A 16,268-nucleotide genomic window follows, 5' to 3' on the forward strand; every position below is an offset into this window, starting at 1 on the left:
GCGCATGCTCCACATTTCCAATCTGAGCAAATCGTACAAGACAGCGAAAGGCATGGTGCCTGTTTTGCAAAACATCAATCTGCACATCCCAAAAGGGGACATTTTCGGGATTATCGGCTTTTCCGGGGCGGGCAAATCGACCTTGATCCGCTGCCTGAACCGGCTGGAGGAGCCGGATACGGGCAGAATCGAGATCGGCGGACGGGTGATTACCGATTTGCCGGAAAAAGAACTGCGCCGGGCCCGGCAAAAAATCGGGATGATCTTTCAGCAGTTCAATCTGCTCGATGCGCGAACCGTTTTCCAAAACGTCGCCTTTCCGCTGGAGGTGGCCGGACACCCGAAGCCGTACATCCGCAACCGCGTCCGCGAAATCCTCGATCTCGTACAGCTTGGCGACAAGGAAAACGTCTACCCGTTCCAGCTGAGCGGCGGGCAAAAGCAGCGGGTCGGCATTGCCCGCGCACTGGTCAACCAGCCTGATCTGCTCTTGAGCGACGAAGCGACCTCCGCGCTCGACCCGCAGACAACCTACGCCATTCTGGAGCTGCTGCGCGAGATCAATCGCCAGCTCAACCTGACGATTGTACTCATCACGCACGAGTTGGACGTGCTCCAGCATGTGTGCCACAACATGGCCGTGATTGAAAACGGGCGAATTGTCGAAACCGGAACCGTGGAGAAGTTTTTCCTCAACCCGGAGAGCGACACGGCAAAGCGGTTTGTCCGCATTATTGATTATTACCGCGAAAAGCGAAATGTGTGGGAAGGAGTCGGGGCGGGGATATGAACAACGATTTGGTTGACTTGCTCTGGGAAGGGCTCCTGGAGACGCTTTACATGGTGTTCTGGTCGTCTTTGTTCGCGCTTGCCATGGGGATCGTCCTTGGCGTCACGCTGGTCGTCACGGAAAAGGGCGGCATCCTTGAGGCGCCCAAGCTGCATAAAGCCATCGGCACGGTCATCAACGGCGTTCGCTCTCTTCCTTTGATTATCCTGATCGTGCTGCTTTTGCCCTTGTCGCGCCTGATCGTCGGCACGACATTGGGGCCGACCGCTGCCATCGTTTCGCTGTCGATTGGCGCCGCGCCGTTTTTGGGCCGGATTATCGAGAGCGCGCTGAAGGAAGTCAGCGCCGGAAAGATCGAAGCAGCCAAATCCGTCGGGGCGACGCCGTTCACGATCATTTTTCGGGTGCTGATTCCCGAGGCGATGCCTGCTTTGGTGCGCGGGATTACGATCGGGATTATCGGCATTACCGAGTTTACCGCGGTAGCGGGTGCGATTGGAGCGGGCGGACTCGGCAGTCTGGCGATCCGCTTCGGCTACCAGCGCTTTCGCGAGGACGTCCTGATCGCCACCGTCCTTTTAATCATTTTGTTAGTTCAGCTGATTCAGTGGTCAGGCGATTTCCTCGTCAAATCGATCAACAAAAAGCGTTACAAGTTCGAGTAAGATCCAACTTGAAAACAGAAGAACCAGGGGAGTGGAAACGATGGGAAAGAAAAAAGGTCTCGGCATCATGTTTAGCGTATGGGTGGCAATCAGCGTGCTTGTGGCAGGTTGCGGCTCCAGCAGCTCTGGCTCTGGCAGCCAGTCGTCCGGCTCCGGAGCGGCGCCAGCGGCCAACGCCTCGGCAACACAGGCAAGTGGAGGGCAGGCAGCTGAACCGGCAAAAGAAGTGACGCTGAAGGTGGGCGCGTCCCCTGTGCCGCATGCCGAGATTTTGGAGTTTATCAAGCCGAAGCTCAAGGAGCAGGGCGTGAATCTGGAGGTCGTCGTCCTCGATGACGAAGGGCAACTGAACCCCGCCTTGCAGGAAAAACAGATCGACGCGAACTTTTTCCAGCACGTGCCGTACCTCGATTCGGTGAAAACCGAGAAGGGCTATGATTTCGCCGTCACGACCAAGGTACACGTCGAGCCGATCGGCTTTTACTCCGACAAGCTCAAATCGAAGGACGAACTGAAGGAAGGGGACAAGATCGGCATTCCGAACAACCCTTCCAACGAATACCGCGCCCTGGTTTTGCTCCAGGAGCAAGGATTAATCAAGCTGCGCGACGGCTTGACGACCTACGAGGCCACCCCGAAGGACATCGCGGAAAACCCGAAAAAGCTGGAATTCGTGGAAGCGGAAGCGGCTACCTTGCCACGAGCGTTGCCTGATCTCGCCGGCGCCGTCATCAATACAAACATCGTGCTGGAAGCGAAAATCGATCCGAACAGCGCCCTGTTCCGCGAAGGCGCAAACTCTCCTTACGCCAACGTAATCACCGTCCGCAAAGGCGACGAAAACCGCGAAGAGATCAAAAAGCTCGACGCCGCGCTCACTTCGCCAGAGGTCAAAGCGTTTATTGAGAGCAAATACGGGGTCGCGGTTGTTCCTGCTTTTTAAGCCGGAAACAGGGAGGGGAAGCCGACGATGAAAGCACCTCAGCAGCGAAACCTTTGCATCCGGGAGGCAGGGAGCCGGGACCGGGAGCAAATCAAACAGCATTTGCTCGACGCCTACCAGCAGTATGAACAGCATTTGTCGGCGGACAGATGGACTCGGTACAAGCAGGAGATCGAGGAATCGGCAGAGGGCCGCCAGACGCTCGCCTTTCTCGTGGCAGACTGGGGCGGGGAAATCGTCGGCAGCGTCCAGTTGTTCGCATCGGCAGAGGCTGCTTACGACCGTCCGGAGCTGGAGATTCACTCGCCGATCATCCGCTTTTTGGCCGTATCGCCGCAAGCGCGGGGCAACGGAATCGCTGCCCGCCTAATCGAAGAGGCTGTCCGGCGTTCGCGCGAGCTGGGCGCAGCCACCTTGCACCTGCACACGACAGACATGATGCAGGCGGCGGTGAAGCTGTACGAGCGATTGGGCTTTGCCCGCGCGGCCGACAAAGACTTTTTCAACGGCGAGACGCACGTCAAAAGCTACTGGTTGCGGCTGGACGAGGCGCAAGTGAGCTGACGGCGTTTCGCTTCGGCCAGATGCGGGGTCAGCTTCGCCCTCAGGCCCCCAGGTACCATCACCGTCCGACCGCACACGATGCGAAAGCCCTGATGAGAGCCAACCATCAGGGCTTTTTCGCGTCTCGTTTTCCCTAGCTGTACTTGCTCAGCGCATCGAAAAATTCCTTCAAAAAATGGTAAAACAGCTTTTCGGAAGGCGGCAGCTCGCGGTTGTTCGGGATGATGATGCCTACCGTTCGCTGCACGAGCGGCTCGCTGATGGGAATTTTCACCGTTTCACGCGGCACATTGTCGGTCAAGGTCAGCTCGGGCAGCAGCGTAACGCCCAGGCCGGCGGCGACAAGTCCCTTGATCGCGTCGATGTCCTCGCCCTCAAAGGCGGTTTTGGGCGTGAAACCCATTTGCGAACAGGCATTGACGGCAATATTGCGCAAGATGAAGCCCGGCGGAAACAGGACGAATGTATCGTCCTGCAATTGATTCAGGCGCAGGCTCGGCTGCTTGGCCAGCGGGTGCTTCGCGGGCAGCAGCGCGACGATTTTTTCGGCGAAAAAAATATGGCTGCGCACGTTTTTTTCCTGGGTCGGAACTGGGCCGAGAAAGGCGAGGTCGATTTCCCCGTTAATCACGGAGTCGATCAGTCCCTGGTAAGAGCCTTGCCGGAGTTGGAAGCCGATGTCCGGGTAGCGCGCGCGAAAACCGGAGATGACGGTCGGCAGCGGGTTCGCGGCCAGACTGCTCGTAAACCCGACGCGAATCGTTCCGTGCTCCGGATCGAGGAACTCGGCAATTTTTTGCTTCCCCTTTTCGATTTCGTTGACGGCCATTTCCACGTGCTGCAAAAAAATTTTGCCTACCGCCGTCAGCTTGACGTTGCGACCTTCGCGAATGAACAGGGAGACGCCAAGCTCCGTCTCCAGATTCGCGATTTGCCGGCTCAGGGCGGACTGGGCCACATGCAGGTTGTGCGAGGCTTCGGTGAAGTGCTCGCGCTTGGCGACTTCGATGAAATAGAGAATCTGTCGCAGCTCCATGAATACCCCTCTTTCTCGATTGATCTCATTTTGAGATTAATATTGCGTAAATTATATATTGTTTGTATCGTTTCACTCAATCTAAAATTGAGTTAACAGAGAGAGCAAGGGAGTGGAGATAAATGACGAGAACTGGAATGCCTGCGAAGCAAGGACTATACGACCCGATGTTCGAGCACGATGCTTGTGGAATCGGTTTTATTGCGAATTTGAAAGCGAAAGCAACGCACGATATGGTCAAAAAGGGATTGCAGATTCTTTGCCAGCTGGAGCATCGCGGCGGCCAAGGCAGCGACCCCGAGACGGGCGACGGTGCCGGGATCTTGACGCAAATCCCGCATGCCTTTTTCAAAAAGACCTGTAAAGAGCTGAACTTTTCATTGCCAGCGCCAGGCAAGTACGGTGTCGGCATGCTGTTTCTGCCCATGGAGGAGAGCCTGCGCAACGAGTACGAGGCGAAGCTCGCCGCGATTGTCAAAGCGGAAGGCCAAAAGCTGCTCGGCTGGAGAACCGTTCCTGTCGATGCGACAAAGATCGGCAAAACGGCGGCAGCCAGCCAGCCTTTTATCCGCCAGGTATTCATCGGAGCGAGCGCAGATGTAGCGGATCAGATGGCTTTCGAGCGGAAGCTGTACCTCATCCGCAAGCAAATGGAGCATGCAGCAGGGGACGACTTCTACGCCGCCTCCCTGTCTTCCCGCACAATCGTCTACAAGGGACTGCTCACGCCCGGTCAGGTAGATGCCTTTTACCTCGATTTGCAAGATAATTCGTACACTTCTTCCTTTTCTGTCGTTCACTCGCGCTTCAGCACGAACACGTTTCCGACGTGGGAGAGGGCGCACCCGAACCGCTATTTGATCCACAACGGCGAAATCAACACGCTCCAGGGCAATGTGAACTGGATGCGGGCGCGCGAAAAGATGTTCGCGTCGAAACTGTTCGGGGCGGATTTGCAAAAAATCGTGCCAGTCATTGATATGCGCGGCAGCGACTCGGCTATCCTCGACAACTGTGTGGAATTTTTCTCGCTGGCGGGCAGATCGTTGCCACACGTCGCGATGATGATGATTCCCGAACCGTGGGATCAGGATGAGCAGATCGATGCGGACAAAAAAGCGTTTTACGAATACCACAGCTGCCTGATGGAGCCATGGGACGGACCGACAGCGATTGCCTTTACCGACGGCAGGCAGATCGGGGCGATTCTGGACCGCAACGGCTTGCGTCCGGCCCGCTACTACGTGACGACGGACGATACGATCATTTTCTCATCGGAGGTAGGCGTTCTGGAAGTGCCGGAAGAAAAAATTGTGCAAAAAGGCCGCCTCAGCCCGGGCCGCATGCTGCTGGTCGACCTGGAGCAAGGCAGAATCGTCTCCGATGAAGAGATCAAGCAACAAATCGCCAGCGAGCAGCCGTATCGCGAGTGGGTAGAAAACAATCTGCACGCGCTGGAGCAGCTGCCGCAGGCAGGCACGGGCGAGGAGCTCAGCGGGAAAGCGCTGCTGGCGCGACAAAAGGCGTTCGGATACACGCAGGAAGAGCTGGACAAAATGCTGGCGCCGATGGTCGTGGAGCAAAAAGACCCGGTTGGCTCCATGGGGGTCGATACGCCGCTCGCCGTCCTGTCGGACCGCCCGCAGCTTTTATACAATTACTTCAAACAATCGTTCGCCCAGGTGACGAATCCGCCGATCGACTCGCTTCGGGAAGCTTGCGTGACCTCGACGCACACCGTGCTCGGCGCGGAAGGAAACCTGCTGGAGCCTGCGGCAAGCCATTGCCGCCGCATCCGCTTGACCAATCCGTTGCTCGCAAACCAAGAGCTGGCACAGCTTCGCGCCAATCCGTACCAGGAATTCAGGGCGAAAACGTTGCCGATCCTGTTTGCTGCTGACGGGGGAGAAGCCGCATTGGAGCAGGCGCTGGAGCAGTTGTTTGCCGCAGCGGATGAAGCGATCGCCGCAGGCTATACGCTTTTGATCCTGTCTGATCGCGGCATCGACGAGAAGCGGGCAGCGATTCCGGCTTTGCTTGCCACGAGCGGCCTGCATCACCATCTGGTGCGCTCCGGTACGCGGACAAAAGCCAGCCTGATCGTCGAGTCGGGCGAGCCGCGCGACGTCCACCAGTTCGCCATGCTGATCGGCTACGGGGCAGACGCTGTCAATCCGTATGTCGCCATCGCCTCTGTGCTCGACCTGCTCGCATCCGGCAAGCTCCAGGACATCACGGGCGAAGAGGCGGTTGAAGCCTACCTGCAAACCGCCATCGAAGGCGTCGTCAAGGTCATGTCCAAAATGGGCATTTCGACTATCCAAAGCTATCGGGGAGCGCAAATTTTTGAAGCGGTCGGAATTCACGCCGACGTCATTGACCGCTACTTTACCCGAACGCCATCGCAGATTTCCGGAATTTCGCTGGACGTGATCGCCCAGGAGACGCTGATTCGCCACGCGCAAGCTTTTTCGCCAGAACATTCGGAAGAAAAGCTCGATCCGGGAAGCGACTTCCAGTTCCGTCGCGACGGCGAGTACCACCTGTTCCAGCCGAAGACCGTTCACGCCTTGCAAAAAGCTTGCCGGGAAGGCAGCTACGAGCAGTACAAAATCTACGCGGAAATGGCAGGCGAACAGCCGTTTTCCGCCCTGCGCCACCTGCTCGACTTCCAACCGGATCGCAAGCCGATCCCGCTCAGCGAAGTCGAATCGGTCGACTCGATTGTCCACCGCTTCAAAACAGGCGCGATGTCCTACGGCTCGCTTAGCAAGGAAGCGCATGAGACGCTGGCAATCGCCATGAACCGTCTGGGAGCGAAAAGCAACAGCGGGGAGGGCGGAGAAGATCCGGCCCGTTACACGACAGATGAAAACGGCGATTTGCGCCGCAGCGCGATCAAGCAGGTAGCCTCCGGACGCTTCGGCGTATCCAGCCACTATCTGGTCAATGCGTCCGAAATCCAGATCAAAATGGCGCAAGGAGCAAAGCCGGGAGAGGGCGGACAACTGCCAGGCAGCAAGGTCTACCCGTGGATTGCCGAAGTGCGCGGCTCGACGCCAGGCGTAGGTCTGATTTCGCCGCCGCCGCACCACGATATTTACTCCATCGAAGATTTGGCCCAGCTCATTTTCGACCTGAAAAATGCGAATCCGCGGGCGCGCATCAGCGTGAAGCTCGTCTCCAAGGCAGGGGTCGGAACGATTGCGGCAGGTGTCGCCAAAGGACTGGCGGATGTCATCGTCATCAGCGGGCACGACGGCGGGACGGGTGCGTCTCCGAAGTCGAGCATCAAGCATGCGGGGCTGCCGTGGGAGCTGGGGCTTGCGGAGACGCATCAGACGCTTTTGCTCAATCAGCTGCGCGACCGCGTCGTGCTGGAGACAGACGGCAAGCTGATGACGGGACGCGACGTGGTCATTGCCGCCCTGCTCGGCGCAGAGGAATTCGGCTTCGCCACGGCTCCGCTCGTCTCCATCGGTTGCGTCATGGCGCGCGTCTGCCATCTCGATACGTGCCCGGTTGGGGTCGCGACGCAAAATCCGGAGCTGCGCAAACGCTTCAAGGGCGATCCGCAGCACGCGGTCAACTTCATGCGCCTGGTCGCTCGCGAAGTCCGCGAGATCATGGCCCAGCTCGGCTTCCGTACGCTGGACGCAATGATCGGCCAAAGCCAGGTGCTCACCGTGAGCGAACGGGCCAAAGCGCACTGGAAAGCGAAGCACATTGATCTGTCCGCGCTTTTGTACCAGCCTGCGGTAGCCGCAGAGGTCGGCCGATACCATCAGCGCAATCAGGATCACAAGCTGGAGGAGACATTGGATCGTCAGACCCTGCTCGCCTTGTGCAAGCCGGCGCTGGAGAAGCAGAAGCCCATCCAGGCGCGCCTGCCAATCAAGAATACCGACCGCGTAGTGGGAACGATTCTTGGCAGCGAGGTAACGAGAAGGTACGGTGTCCACGGCTTGCCGGAAGACACGATTCGTCTGGAGTTTTACGGTTCGGCAGGGCAAAGCTTTGGCGCCTTTGTTCCGCGCGGCATTACCTTGCAGCTTGAGGGCGACGCGAACGACTACGTCGGCAAAGGACTGTCCGGCGGGAAAATCATCGTGGCGCCAGCGAAAACGAGCACGTTTTCACCCGAGCACAACATGATTATCGGAAACGTCGCGTTTTACGGCGCGACCTCCGGCGAAGCGTACATCAACGGCCTCGCGGGTGAGCGCTTCTGCGTCCGAAACAGCGGAGTCACTGCCGTCGTCGAGGGAGTGGGCGACCATGGCTGCGAATACATGACAGGGGGACGCGTCGTCGTACTCGGTCCAGTGGGCAAAAACTTTGCAGCCGGAATGTCGGGCGGTACCGCCTATGTGCTGGCTGAGGATCATGCGGCATTTGCGGCCCGTTGCAATCAGGAAATGGTGCTTCTGGAAAAGCTGGAAGACCAACGGGAGATTGCCGAGGTCAAGCGGCTCTTGGAAAACCACGTCGCCTGCACAGGCAGTCCTCGGGCCAAAGCCTTGCTCGCTTCGTGGCCGCAGACGATCGCCACGTTCATCAAAGTCATTCCCAAAGACTACAAGCAGATCGTTTCGACGGTGGAGAAGCTGGAAAAATCCGGCATGAAACGCCAGGAAGCCATTCTGGCAGCGTTCGAGATGAACCAGAAAAAGAGTGCAGACAAGAAGGCCCCCAAGAGAAAAGTGCCTGAACAAATCGGCGTTTCGGTAGGATAGGGAAAGATAGAAAGGAACCAGGACGGCAACTCGTTTAACGGGTTGCCGTTTTTTTTGGTGGCGGGGCGGGGAAATCGTTGATCTCATGCGAGGCAGACTGCCAGCCGTGGCAGGTAGCAAGCGGTGCTTTCGTCAGCGGACAGACGGGTCTGTCCACTCGTCCCGCAGCAAGGAGAAGATCAGGAGATCCACGAATTGACCGTTCGACTTTTCATATTGACGCAGCAAGCCTTCTTCTGCGAAGCCCAATTTGCGTAATACACGGATCGAGCCGCTATTTTCCGGTTCCACCTTCGCTTCCACCCGGTTTAGCCCAAGCTGGAAAAAGCCATAGCCGATGACGGCCCGCACAGCTTCCGTGGCATAGCCTTTTCCCCAGTAGGGATACCCCAGCTCGTAGCCAATTTCCGTCCGGCCATGGTCGAAATCGAAGGAATTGAAGCCACAGGAGCCGATGGTCTCCCCGGAATCCTTCAGGACGATGGACCACCGGCATGCCTGATCCTTCGCACACAGATCGTTAATCAGCGAAATCATATCCTCTGCCTGTTTGGTACGGGTCATGGCCTCGATATTCATATGCTTGGAAACGTTGGGATCAGACCAAAAGGTAAACAAGGCGGGAGCGTCAGCAGGCTGCATCGGCCGCAACAGCAAGCGCTCCGTAGAAAGAGAGTGGATTTGCATAAAACAAGCCTCCAGAAGTTTCAGGTGTGATTGTCGCCGCAAGCGCGCAACAGCAGGGGATTTGGACGAAGATCACGCAAACACTTTTTACAATAAAGCAGGCGGAATGGAAAGTAAATACAGATTTTTACAAATCCACTCTTCCATTCCGAAAACGCGTCCGCGCCAAGCCGTTGGCGCCGCTTTCGTTGCAAAAAAAGGACATTCCTCCCGCGGGTGGGGAAGGGAATGTCCTGTTCGTTTTCCTGTTCGTTTGGCAAAGCGATTAGATGACCAGGCTCAACGCCATAATCAAGATGATGGCGACGACTGACAAAATCGTCTCCATGACGGTCCACGATTTCAGCGTATCTTGCACCGTCATGTTGAAGTATTCCTTAATCAGCCAGAAGCCGGAGTCGTTGACGTGCGACAGGATCAGGGAGCCTGCGCCTGTTGCCAGCACGAGCAGCTCAGGGCTTGTCCCCGGCACCTGCAGGGCGATGGGACCGACGATGCCGGCTGCGGTCATCATGGAGACGGTCGCAGAGCCGGTCGCGACGCGAATCAATGCGGCGATCAGCCAGCCGAGGAAAATCGGGGAGATCGCGGACGCTTTGGCCAGTTCGGCGATGTAGTCGCCTACGCCGCTGTTCAAAAGCACCTTGTTGAACGCGCCGCCCGCACCGATCACGAGCAGGATGGTGGCCGTAGGCGCAAGGCAGTCGTTCGTGAATTTGAGAATGTCGTCCTTCGTAAAGCCGCGGTTGTAGCCGAGCGTCCAGAACGAAATGATAACGGCGATCAACAGGGAAGTGATCGGGTTGCCGATGAAGTCGGCCCATTGGCGCAGCATGTCTTCTTTCGGCAAGGTCACGTCTGCAACAGTCGCCATCAACATCAACAGAACGGGCAAAAGAACGGTGAAGACCGTAATGCCGAAGCCTGGCAGTTCGCGCTCGTCCTTTGGCTCCGTCAGTTGCGAAGCCAGTTCGGGCGAGATGCTCGTTTTGATCCGTTTGCCGATCCAGCTGCCGTAAAGCGGTCCGGCGATGATCGCGGAAGGAAGCGCGACGATGATCGAGAGCAGGATCGTTTTGCCGACATCGGCCTGGAACAGATCAACGGCCGCCATCGCCGCTGGGTGCGGCGGCACGATGCCGTGTACGATGGACAAGCCTGCGACGAGCGGAATCCCGATTTTCAACAGCGAGACGCCTGTCTGTCTGGCGATGGTGAAGACGAGCGGAATCAACAGAACAAAGCCTACCTGGAAAAAGACGGGAATCCCGACGATAAAGGCGACGAACATCATGGCCCAGTGTACGTTTTTTTCACCGAACAGATTAATCAGCGTGCGGGCGATGCGTTCCGCTCCGCCTGATTCTGCCATCATTTTCCCGAGCATGGTGCCCAGCGCAAGCACGATGGCGATAAAGCCGAGCGTTCCGCCCATCCCGTCCTTGATCGAGTCGACGACCTTGACGAGCGGCATACCGGATGCGATTCCGACAAATCCGGCGGCGAGCAGCAGGGCGACAAACGGGTTTACCTTGAACCGCGTAATGAGAATGAGGAGGAAAATAATGGATAGTAACGTAATGAGAAGTGGCATAGCAGACCCTCCTTATGGTATCGCTAGTTGTTCAGTTGCTTTTGGAACTTGGCGATCAGCTTGTATTCCTCCAGCAGGTTGTAGTAGACGCGTTCGTAAATGTAAAAGAGTTCCAGATACATGCTGGATCGTTCCAAGTTCGGCTCGTGCCGATGGGAGATGTGAATCATCTTTTTCACGTCGCGCAAATCGTCGAGCGCGCCGAGCGCGTGCATCGCCAGCAGGGCCGCGCCGAAGCTGGAGCTTTCATGGCTTTCCGGAATCAGCACCTCGTAGCCGAACATGTCGGACATGATCTGCCGCCATTCCTTGGAGCGGGCAAAGCCGCCGGATGCGCGAATTTCCTTGGCTCCGCCTGCCAGATCGCGAAGCGCGATGCCAATGCTGTAGACGCTGAACAAAATGCCTTCGAGCACGGCGCGAATGAAGTGCTCGCGCTTGTGGTGCAGACCGATTCCGAAAAAAGAGCCGCGGGCCTGCGCATTCCAGTACGGAGCGCGTTCCCCGGAGAGGAAGGGGAGGAAGAGCAGCCCGTCTGCACCTGGGCGTACGTTCTCCGCCGCCTGAATCATGACTTCGTACGGATCGACGCCCAACTGCTTCGCTTTTTCCACTTCCGGCCAGCTGAACTCGTCGCGGAACCAACGCAGCATGATGCCGCCGTTGTTGGACGGACCGCCGATGACCCAATGATTTTCCGTCAGTACGTAGCAGAACGTGCGGCCTTTCGGATCGGTGATCGGCTCGGGAACGACCGTTCTGACTGCGCCGCTTGTCCCGATCGTGATCGCAACCTGACCGTTGTCGATCGCCCCGATGCCGAGATTGGCCAGCACGCCGTCACTGGCCCCGACGACAAAAGGCGTATCGGGATCAAGCCCGATTTCTTCCGCATAGCGCAGCTTCATACCCCGCAGGATATGGGTGGTAGGCACGGGCTCGCTCAGGTGGTGCCTGGAAATGCCGGCCAGTTTGAGCGCGTCTTCGTCCCAGTCCAGCTTGCGCAGGTTGAACAGTCCGGTAGCGGAAGCGATGGAGTAGTCGACCACATACTGGCCGAACAGCCGATACATCACGTATTCCTTGATGGAAATGTACTTGGCTGTCTTCTGGCACGTATCTGGCATGTGCTCCTTCAGCCACATGATTTTGGGCAGGGGAGACATGGGGTGAATCGGGGTACCTGTGGCCAGATAAATCTGGTGGCCGACCCCGTCTTCCTTGAGCCGATCCGCCTGTGCCGCACTTCGGTTATCCGCCCAGATGATGCTGTTCGTCAGCGGATTTCCCTGCGCATCCACGGCAATCAGGCTGTGCATCGCGGTCGAGAAGCCGATTCCGCCGATTTCATGCTTGTCGATGTTCGCCTGCTCAATCGCTTGCTTCAGCGCCTGGATGACCGCGGCAAAAATCGTCTCCGGATCTTGCTCCGCCCAGGAGGCTTTCGGGACGAGCAGAGGATAGTCGAGATTGCCTGTCCCTCTGACAGCACCGGAGGGCGTGAAGACAATCGCCTTCGTGCTGGTTGTCCCGATATCAAGACCGATAAAGTAGGTTTGCTTCATGGTTCTGTTCACCCTTTTTGTATACGCTTTCAACCAAGTCGCGTGGTGATAACGAGATTATATCGAAATTTTTTTCATTTGTTAATACAAAAGAAAAAAATTATTTCAAATTTATCATCACATCCGCAGGTTGCCCCTCCAAAACCTGCTGGCGGGCAAAAGAAAAACGCCTGATTTACAGACGTTTGAGCGAAATCGCTTCGCGAATGTGCTGGATGTTGGCAATCGTGTCGTCCTGGCGGCGGAGCGACACCGCCACGTAGAGCAAATCGATCAGGCAGAGCTGGGCCAGCCGGGACGACAAGGCTTCCGTGCGAAAAACGGTTTCGCGGGAAGTGGTGTACAGGCACATGTCGGCCTGCCGGACGAGCGGGGATTTGCCGTAGCTCGTAATCCCGATCGTTTTGGCTCCGCGCTGTTTTGCTACTTGCAGGGCGGCCAGAATATCCTTGTTGGAGCCGGAGTGGGAGAAACCGACCGCGACGGCGCCCTCTGACAAAAGCGAGGCCGACATGACCTGGTAATGGGCATCGGAGTGGTGGATACAGGGAATGCCCGTCCGCATGAATTTGTGGTAGGCGTCCTGCGCGATCGCCGCCGAGCCGCCAGTGCCGTAAAATTCAATCCGGGTAGCATGCTCCAGACAGTCGACAATTTTTAAAAGCTCTTCTTTGTTCATAATTTGCAAGGTGTCACGCAACGTTTCCAGATTGGCTGTAAAAATTTTTTCCGCGATGGAGCCGATATCATCGTCATCGAGATTGATCTCCTGGTAGATCGATTGTTTCGGATTCGTCACCTCGCTGGCGAGCGCGATTTTAAACGCCTGGTAGCCGCGAAAGCCCAGTCTGCGGCACAGGCGGAACACTGTCGCATCTGCACACTGACACTGGTCGGCCAGCTCCGTAATGGACAAATGAACAATTTTGCTGGCGTGCTGCAAAATGTAATCGGCAATTTGCTGCTCCTTGCTGCTCAACTGTGTGTAGATCGCACGTAACTGCGCAAGCACGCTCGCGGGAACGTGCGGTGTCGTTTCAGCCATGAATCGGTACCTCCCCAAAAGTGGCGCTGGGCCATCTGTGTAGCGAAAGCTTGTCCGTTTGCCAATCAATCGTGCAAGCGAAAACGTTTGCTTTCTGTTAGTATAAGGAAAACGGCTGTCCAATTCCTAGTTTCGAAAAAATTTTCTTCTTTTATGGTGAAAGAAGAAAATTTTTATCATATAATACGAGGTAACGGAGATTACCCCAAAGGAGTGACGTACGCGAATGAAACTTGCGATACTCGGTTTAGGTAAAATGGGTTACAACCTGACGCTCAATCTCTTGTCCCACCAGCATGAGGTAGTAGCCTACGACGTGGATCAAAGCCGCGCAGAGGAGCTCGGCCGCGAAGGAGCGATTCCGGCGGCTTCCGTCGAAGACGCGGTGGCGAAGCTGGAAGCGCCGCGCGTCATCTGGCTGATGGTTCCGGCCGGAGAAATCGTGGATCAACTGGTCGACCAGCTGTCCACCCTGCTCGCGGCAGGGGACATCGTGATCGACGGCGGCAACTCGCACTACAAACAATCGGTTGAGCGCTACGAGCGGCTGAAAGCAAAAGGCATTCACTTCCTCGATGCGGGAACGAGCGGCGGCATGGAAGGGGCTCGCCACGGGGCATGTATGATGATCGGCGGGGATCGCGAGGCATTCGCTTACATCGAACCGATGATTCGCGACATCAATGTGGACAAGGGCTATCTGTACACGGGAGAAGCGGGCAGCGGACACTTTTTGAAGATGATTCACAACGGAATCGAGTACGGCATGATGCAGGCAATCGGCGAAGGCTTCGAGGTGCTGGCGAAAAGCCAGTACGATTACGACTTCGCCGAAGTGGCGCGCGTGTGGGCGAACGGCTCTGTCATTCGCGGCTGGCTGATGGATTTGACCGAGCGCGCTTTCCGCAAAGACGCCAAGCTGGAGGCCATTCGCGGCGTCATGCACTCGTCCGGGGAAGGCAAATGGACGCTGGAAACCGCCCTGGATTTGCAAGCGGCCACTCCGGTTATCGCGATGTCGCTGCTCATGCGCTACCGTTCGCTCGACGAAGACACGTTCCATGGCAAAGTCGTAGCTGCGCTGCGCAACGAGTTTGGCGGCCACGCGGTGGAAAAAAAATAACCGGATGCTCGACAGAAAGGATGACGGTAAAGTCCCTCTACCCAAAGGAGGGCTTGGCTGCTCATCCTTTTTTTGCGCGGCTTTCTTGGCGCTTTCGTGGAACTTTGCTACAATGCCGTCATCTCCGGAAACAAAAAAGCAAGCCGCCCCTTTTGTTAGGCAGAGGAGCTGGCTTGCTTCTTTTGTATGCGTGTATGGACGCAACTTGCACGTCTGTACCAGCCAAAACAGGGGGATCAGCTCACGACGCGCAGCTCGACCTCGATATTGCCACGGGTCGCCTTGGAGTACGGGCAGACGTGATGGGCGGCTTCTACCAGTTCTCTGGCCGTTTCCGGCGCGACGCCGTCTACTTTGACTTCCAGGACGGCAGCCAGGCCAAATCCGCCGTCCGCTTCTTTGCCAATCGAGACGTGGGCGGTAACGGCTGTCGCCTCGACCTTGATCCGCTTCATCCGCGCTACCATTTGCAGGGCGCTGTCAAAGCAAGCGGCGTAGCCTGCGGCAAAGAGCTGTTCCGGGTTGGTGAAGCTTCCGCCGGGTCCGGCGAGTTCCTTTGGCATACGAACGTCGAGGCTCAACACGCCGTCCGAAGATTGGACATGACCATCGCGGCCTCCTGTGGCGGTTGCCGTTGCGGTGTACAGTTTTTGCATCGTTCATCTCTCCCTAATTGATTGTTTATAATTAAATTGTACACAATTAAAATACCATAGCACGCGGCGAATGGCAATCGTTGCGTCTGCTTCTTTTTTCCGGCTGTCCGTTTGACAGGATCGGGGAGGAAAGGCTATATTTCGGGTAGAGGAGAGGGAGAGGACAACTGCTTATGACGATGGATGAGCTGCTGAAGCTGGAAAATCAGCTTTGCTTTACGATCTATGCCTGCTCGCGGGAGATTACGCGCATGTACCGTCCCTATCTGGAGGAAATGGGCATTACCTATCCGCAATATTTGGTCATGCTCGTTTTGTGGGAACGGGAAGCGTGTACGGTCAAAGAGCTGGGCGAGCGCCTGTTTCTGGATTCCGGGACGCTGACGCCGCTCTTGAAAAGAATGCAGGAGGCAGAACTCGTGACGCGCACCCGTTCCAGCCGGGATGAGCGGGTAGTCGTTATCCGCCTGACGGAGAAAGGGGCCAAGCTGAAAGCGACAGCCTGTCAAATTCCGCAGACGTTGTTTGCGAACAGCGGACTGCCTTTTCACGATTTCACGCGACTTTTGCAGGAGAGCCAGGCCCTGCTCGACCGGATTCACCGGCTGAACGAGGGCGGGGGCAAACCGGAATAGCAGGAACCGATCGCTGCGACGAAAAAAGCCGATCCCTTCGGCGCAGGCAGAGCACAGCAACCGCCTCTGCCCATGCCGGGGGGATTTTTTCATCCGGGGCCACCCAGCTTTCAAGGAGGGGAAGCCCTCATAAAAGAAAGCCTGTGTCCATCTTGGTCAAGACCCCAATTTGTAGACAGTAAGAAAAACCCCGGCCGTTAGGCCGACAGCTGACGTCTGAATTCAACAG

13 protein-coding genes are annotated in these 16,268 nt (G+C 56.8%); 7 read left to right on the forward strand and 6 right to left on the reverse strand.

The features are described from left to right. The first annotated feature begins 4 nt into the window (after positions 1-4). The 4 genes from ACTHO6_RS14750 to ACTHO6_RS14765 are packed head-to-tail and all read left to right on the forward strand — an operon-like array spanning position 5 to position 2,962. On the forward strand, positions 5-790 hold the full coding sequence (locus tag ACTHO6_RS14750) for a methionine ABC transporter ATP-binding protein (protein WP_440242521.1): 786 nt from the start codon (positions 5-7) through the stop codon (positions 788-790). Continuing rightward, positions 787-1,455 carry a methionine ABC transporter permease gene (locus tag ACTHO6_RS14755; RefSeq protein WP_440242523.1) on the forward strand — a complete coding sequence of 223 codons (669 nt, stop codon included), beginning with the start codon at positions 787-789 and terminating at the stop codon, positions 1,453-1,455. The genes ACTHO6_RS14750 and ACTHO6_RS14755 overlap by 4 nt, the downstream gene beginning before the upstream one ends. A 40-nt stretch (positions 1,456-1,495) precedes the next feature. Continuing rightward, positions 1,496-2,398 (forward strand): MetQ/NlpA family ABC transporter substrate-binding protein, encoded by a 903-nt coding sequence (locus ACTHO6_RS14760; protein ID WP_440242525.1) that lies wholly within the window; start codon positions 1,496-1,498, stop codon positions 2,396-2,398. A gap of 27 nt (positions 2,399-2,425) precedes the next feature. Further along, positions 2,426-2,962, forward strand: a complete 537-nt coding sequence (locus ACTHO6_RS14765; RefSeq protein ID WP_440242527.1) for a GNAT family N-acetyltransferase — start codon at positions 2,426-2,428, stop codon at positions 2,960-2,962. Between the two features lie 133 nt (positions 2,963-3,095). Here ACTHO6_RS14765 and ACTHO6_RS14770 read toward each other — a convergent pair whose 3' ends face one another. Continuing rightward, positions 3,096-3,998, reverse strand: coding sequence for a LysR family transcriptional regulator (locus tag ACTHO6_RS14770; protein ID WP_440242529.1), 903 nt, complete (start codon positions 3,996-3,998; stop codon positions 3,096-3,098). Between the two features lie 122 nt (positions 3,999-4,120). On the opposite strand from ACTHO6_RS14770, the gene gltB reads away from it, so the two are divergent. Beyond that, positions 4,121-8,734 carry a glutamate synthase large subunit gene (gene gltB / locus ACTHO6_RS14775; protein ID WP_440242531.1) on the forward strand — a complete coding sequence of 1,538 codons (4,614 nt, stop codon included), beginning with the start codon at positions 4,121-4,123 and terminating at the stop codon, positions 8,732-8,734. Between the two features lie 132 nt (positions 8,735-8,866). Here the strand turns inward: gltB and ACTHO6_RS14780 are convergent, their stop codons facing one another. From ACTHO6_RS14780 to ACTHO6_RS14795, 4 genes are all read right to left on the reverse strand, one after another. Further along, a complete protein-coding gene (locus tag ACTHO6_RS14780) occupies positions 8,867-9,421 on the reverse strand; it encodes a GNAT family N-acetyltransferase (protein ID WP_440242532.1) in 555 nt (184 codons plus the stop codon). A gap of 265 nt (positions 9,422-9,686) precedes the next feature. Beyond that, positions 9,687-11,015: a GntP family permease gene (locus ACTHO6_RS14785; RefSeq protein WP_440242534.1), complete on the reverse strand. Its 1,329-nt coding sequence runs from the start codon at positions 11,013-11,015 to the stop codon at positions 9,687-9,689. Positions 11,016-11,038: 23 nt separating this feature from the next. Further along, on the reverse strand, positions 11,039-12,580 hold the full coding sequence (gene gntK, locus ACTHO6_RS14790; protein ID WP_440242536.1) for a gluconokinase: 1,542 nt from the start codon (positions 12,578-12,580) through the stop codon (positions 11,039-11,041). Positions 12,581-12,755: 175 nt separating this feature from the next. Continuing rightward, entirely contained in the window at positions 12,756-13,625 is an 870-nt protein-coding gene (locus ACTHO6_RS14795) for a MurR/RpiR family transcriptional regulator (RefSeq protein ID WP_440242538.1), read from the reverse strand. 226 nt (positions 13,626-13,851) lie between these two features. Here ACTHO6_RS14795 and gnd point away from each other — a divergent pair, with 226 nt between their 5' ends. Beyond that, the gene (gene gnd / locus ACTHO6_RS14800; RefSeq protein WP_440242539.1) at positions 13,852-14,748 is read left to right on the forward strand and encodes a phosphogluconate dehydrogenase (NAD(+)-dependent, decarboxylating); all 897 of its coding nucleotides are present in this window, start codon (positions 13,852-13,854) and stop codon (positions 14,746-14,748) included. Between the two features lie 236 nt (positions 14,749-14,984). Here gnd and ACTHO6_RS14805 read toward each other — a convergent pair whose 3' ends face one another. Then, on the reverse strand, positions 14,985-15,404 hold the full coding sequence (locus ACTHO6_RS14805; protein ID WP_440242540.1) for an organic hydroperoxide resistance protein: 420 nt from the start codon (positions 15,402-15,404) through the stop codon (positions 14,985-14,987). Positions 15,405-15,577: 173 nt separating this feature from the next. On the opposite strand from ACTHO6_RS14805, the gene ACTHO6_RS14810 reads away from it, so the two are divergent. Continuing rightward, positions 15,578-16,039: a MarR family winged helix-turn-helix transcriptional regulator gene (locus tag ACTHO6_RS14810; RefSeq protein ID WP_440242541.1), complete on the forward strand. Its 462-nt coding sequence runs from the start codon at positions 15,578-15,580 to the stop codon at positions 16,037-16,039. Positions 16,040-16,268: the final 229 nt, after the last annotated feature.

Source organism: Brevibacillus sp. SAFN-007a, from assembly GCF_051967035.1.
Lineage (GTDB): Bacteria > Bacillota > Bacilli > Brevibacillales > Brevibacillaceae > Brevibacillus.

What these genes read in the sequence shown, in the direction of transcription:
- ACTHO6_RS14795 (WP_440242538.1), bottom strand. Translation starts at nt 13,625, where the DNA reads ATGGCTGAAACGACACCGCACGTTCCCGCGAGCGTGCTTGCGCAGTTA.
- ACTHO6_RS14770 (WP_440242529.1), bottom strand. Translation starts at nt 3,998, where the DNA reads ATGGAGCTGCGACAGATTCTCTATTTCATCGAAGTCGCCAAGCGCGAG.
- ACTHO6_RS14805 (WP_440242540.1), bottom strand. Translation starts at nt 15,404, where the DNA reads ATGCAAAAACTGTACACCGCAACGGCAACCGCCACAGGAGGCCGCGAT.
- ACTHO6_RS14760 (WP_440242525.1), top strand. Translation starts at nt 1,496, where the DNA reads ATGGGAAAGAAAAAAGGTCTCGGCATCATGTTTAGCGTATGGGTGGCA.
- ACTHO6_RS14765 (WP_440242527.1), top strand. Translation starts at nt 2,426, where the DNA reads ATGAAAGCACCTCAGCAGCGAAACCTTTGCATCCGGGAGGCAGGGAGC.
- ACTHO6_RS14780 (WP_440242532.1), bottom strand. Translation starts at nt 9,421, where the DNA reads ATGCAAATCCACTCTCTTTCTACGGAGCGCTTGCTGTTGCGGCCGATG.
- gltB (WP_440242531.1), top strand. Translation starts at nt 4,121, where the DNA reads ATGACGAGAACTGGAATGCCTGCGAAGCAAGGACTATACGACCCGATG.
- ACTHO6_RS14785 (WP_440242534.1), bottom strand. Translation starts at nt 11,015, where the DNA reads ATGCCACTTCTCATTACGTTACTATCCATTATTTTCCTCCTCATTCTC.
- ACTHO6_RS14810 (WP_440242541.1), top strand. Translation starts at nt 15,578, where the DNA reads ATGACGATGGATGAGCTGCTGAAGCTGGAAAATCAGCTTTGCTTTACG.
- gnd (WP_440242539.1), top strand. Translation starts at nt 13,852, where the DNA reads ATGAAACTTGCGATACTCGGTTTAGGTAAAATGGGTTACAACCTGACG.
- ACTHO6_RS14755 (WP_440242523.1), top strand. Translation starts at nt 787, where the DNA reads ATGAACAACGATTTGGTTGACTTGCTCTGGGAAGGGCTCCTGGAGACG.
- ACTHO6_RS14750 (WP_440242521.1), top strand. Translation starts at nt 5, where the DNA reads ATGCTCCACATTTCCAATCTGAGCAAATCGTACAAGACAGCGAAAGGC.
- gntK (WP_440242536.1), bottom strand. Translation starts at nt 12,580, where the DNA reads ATGAAGCAAACCTACTTTATCGGTCTTGATATCGGGACAACCAGCACG.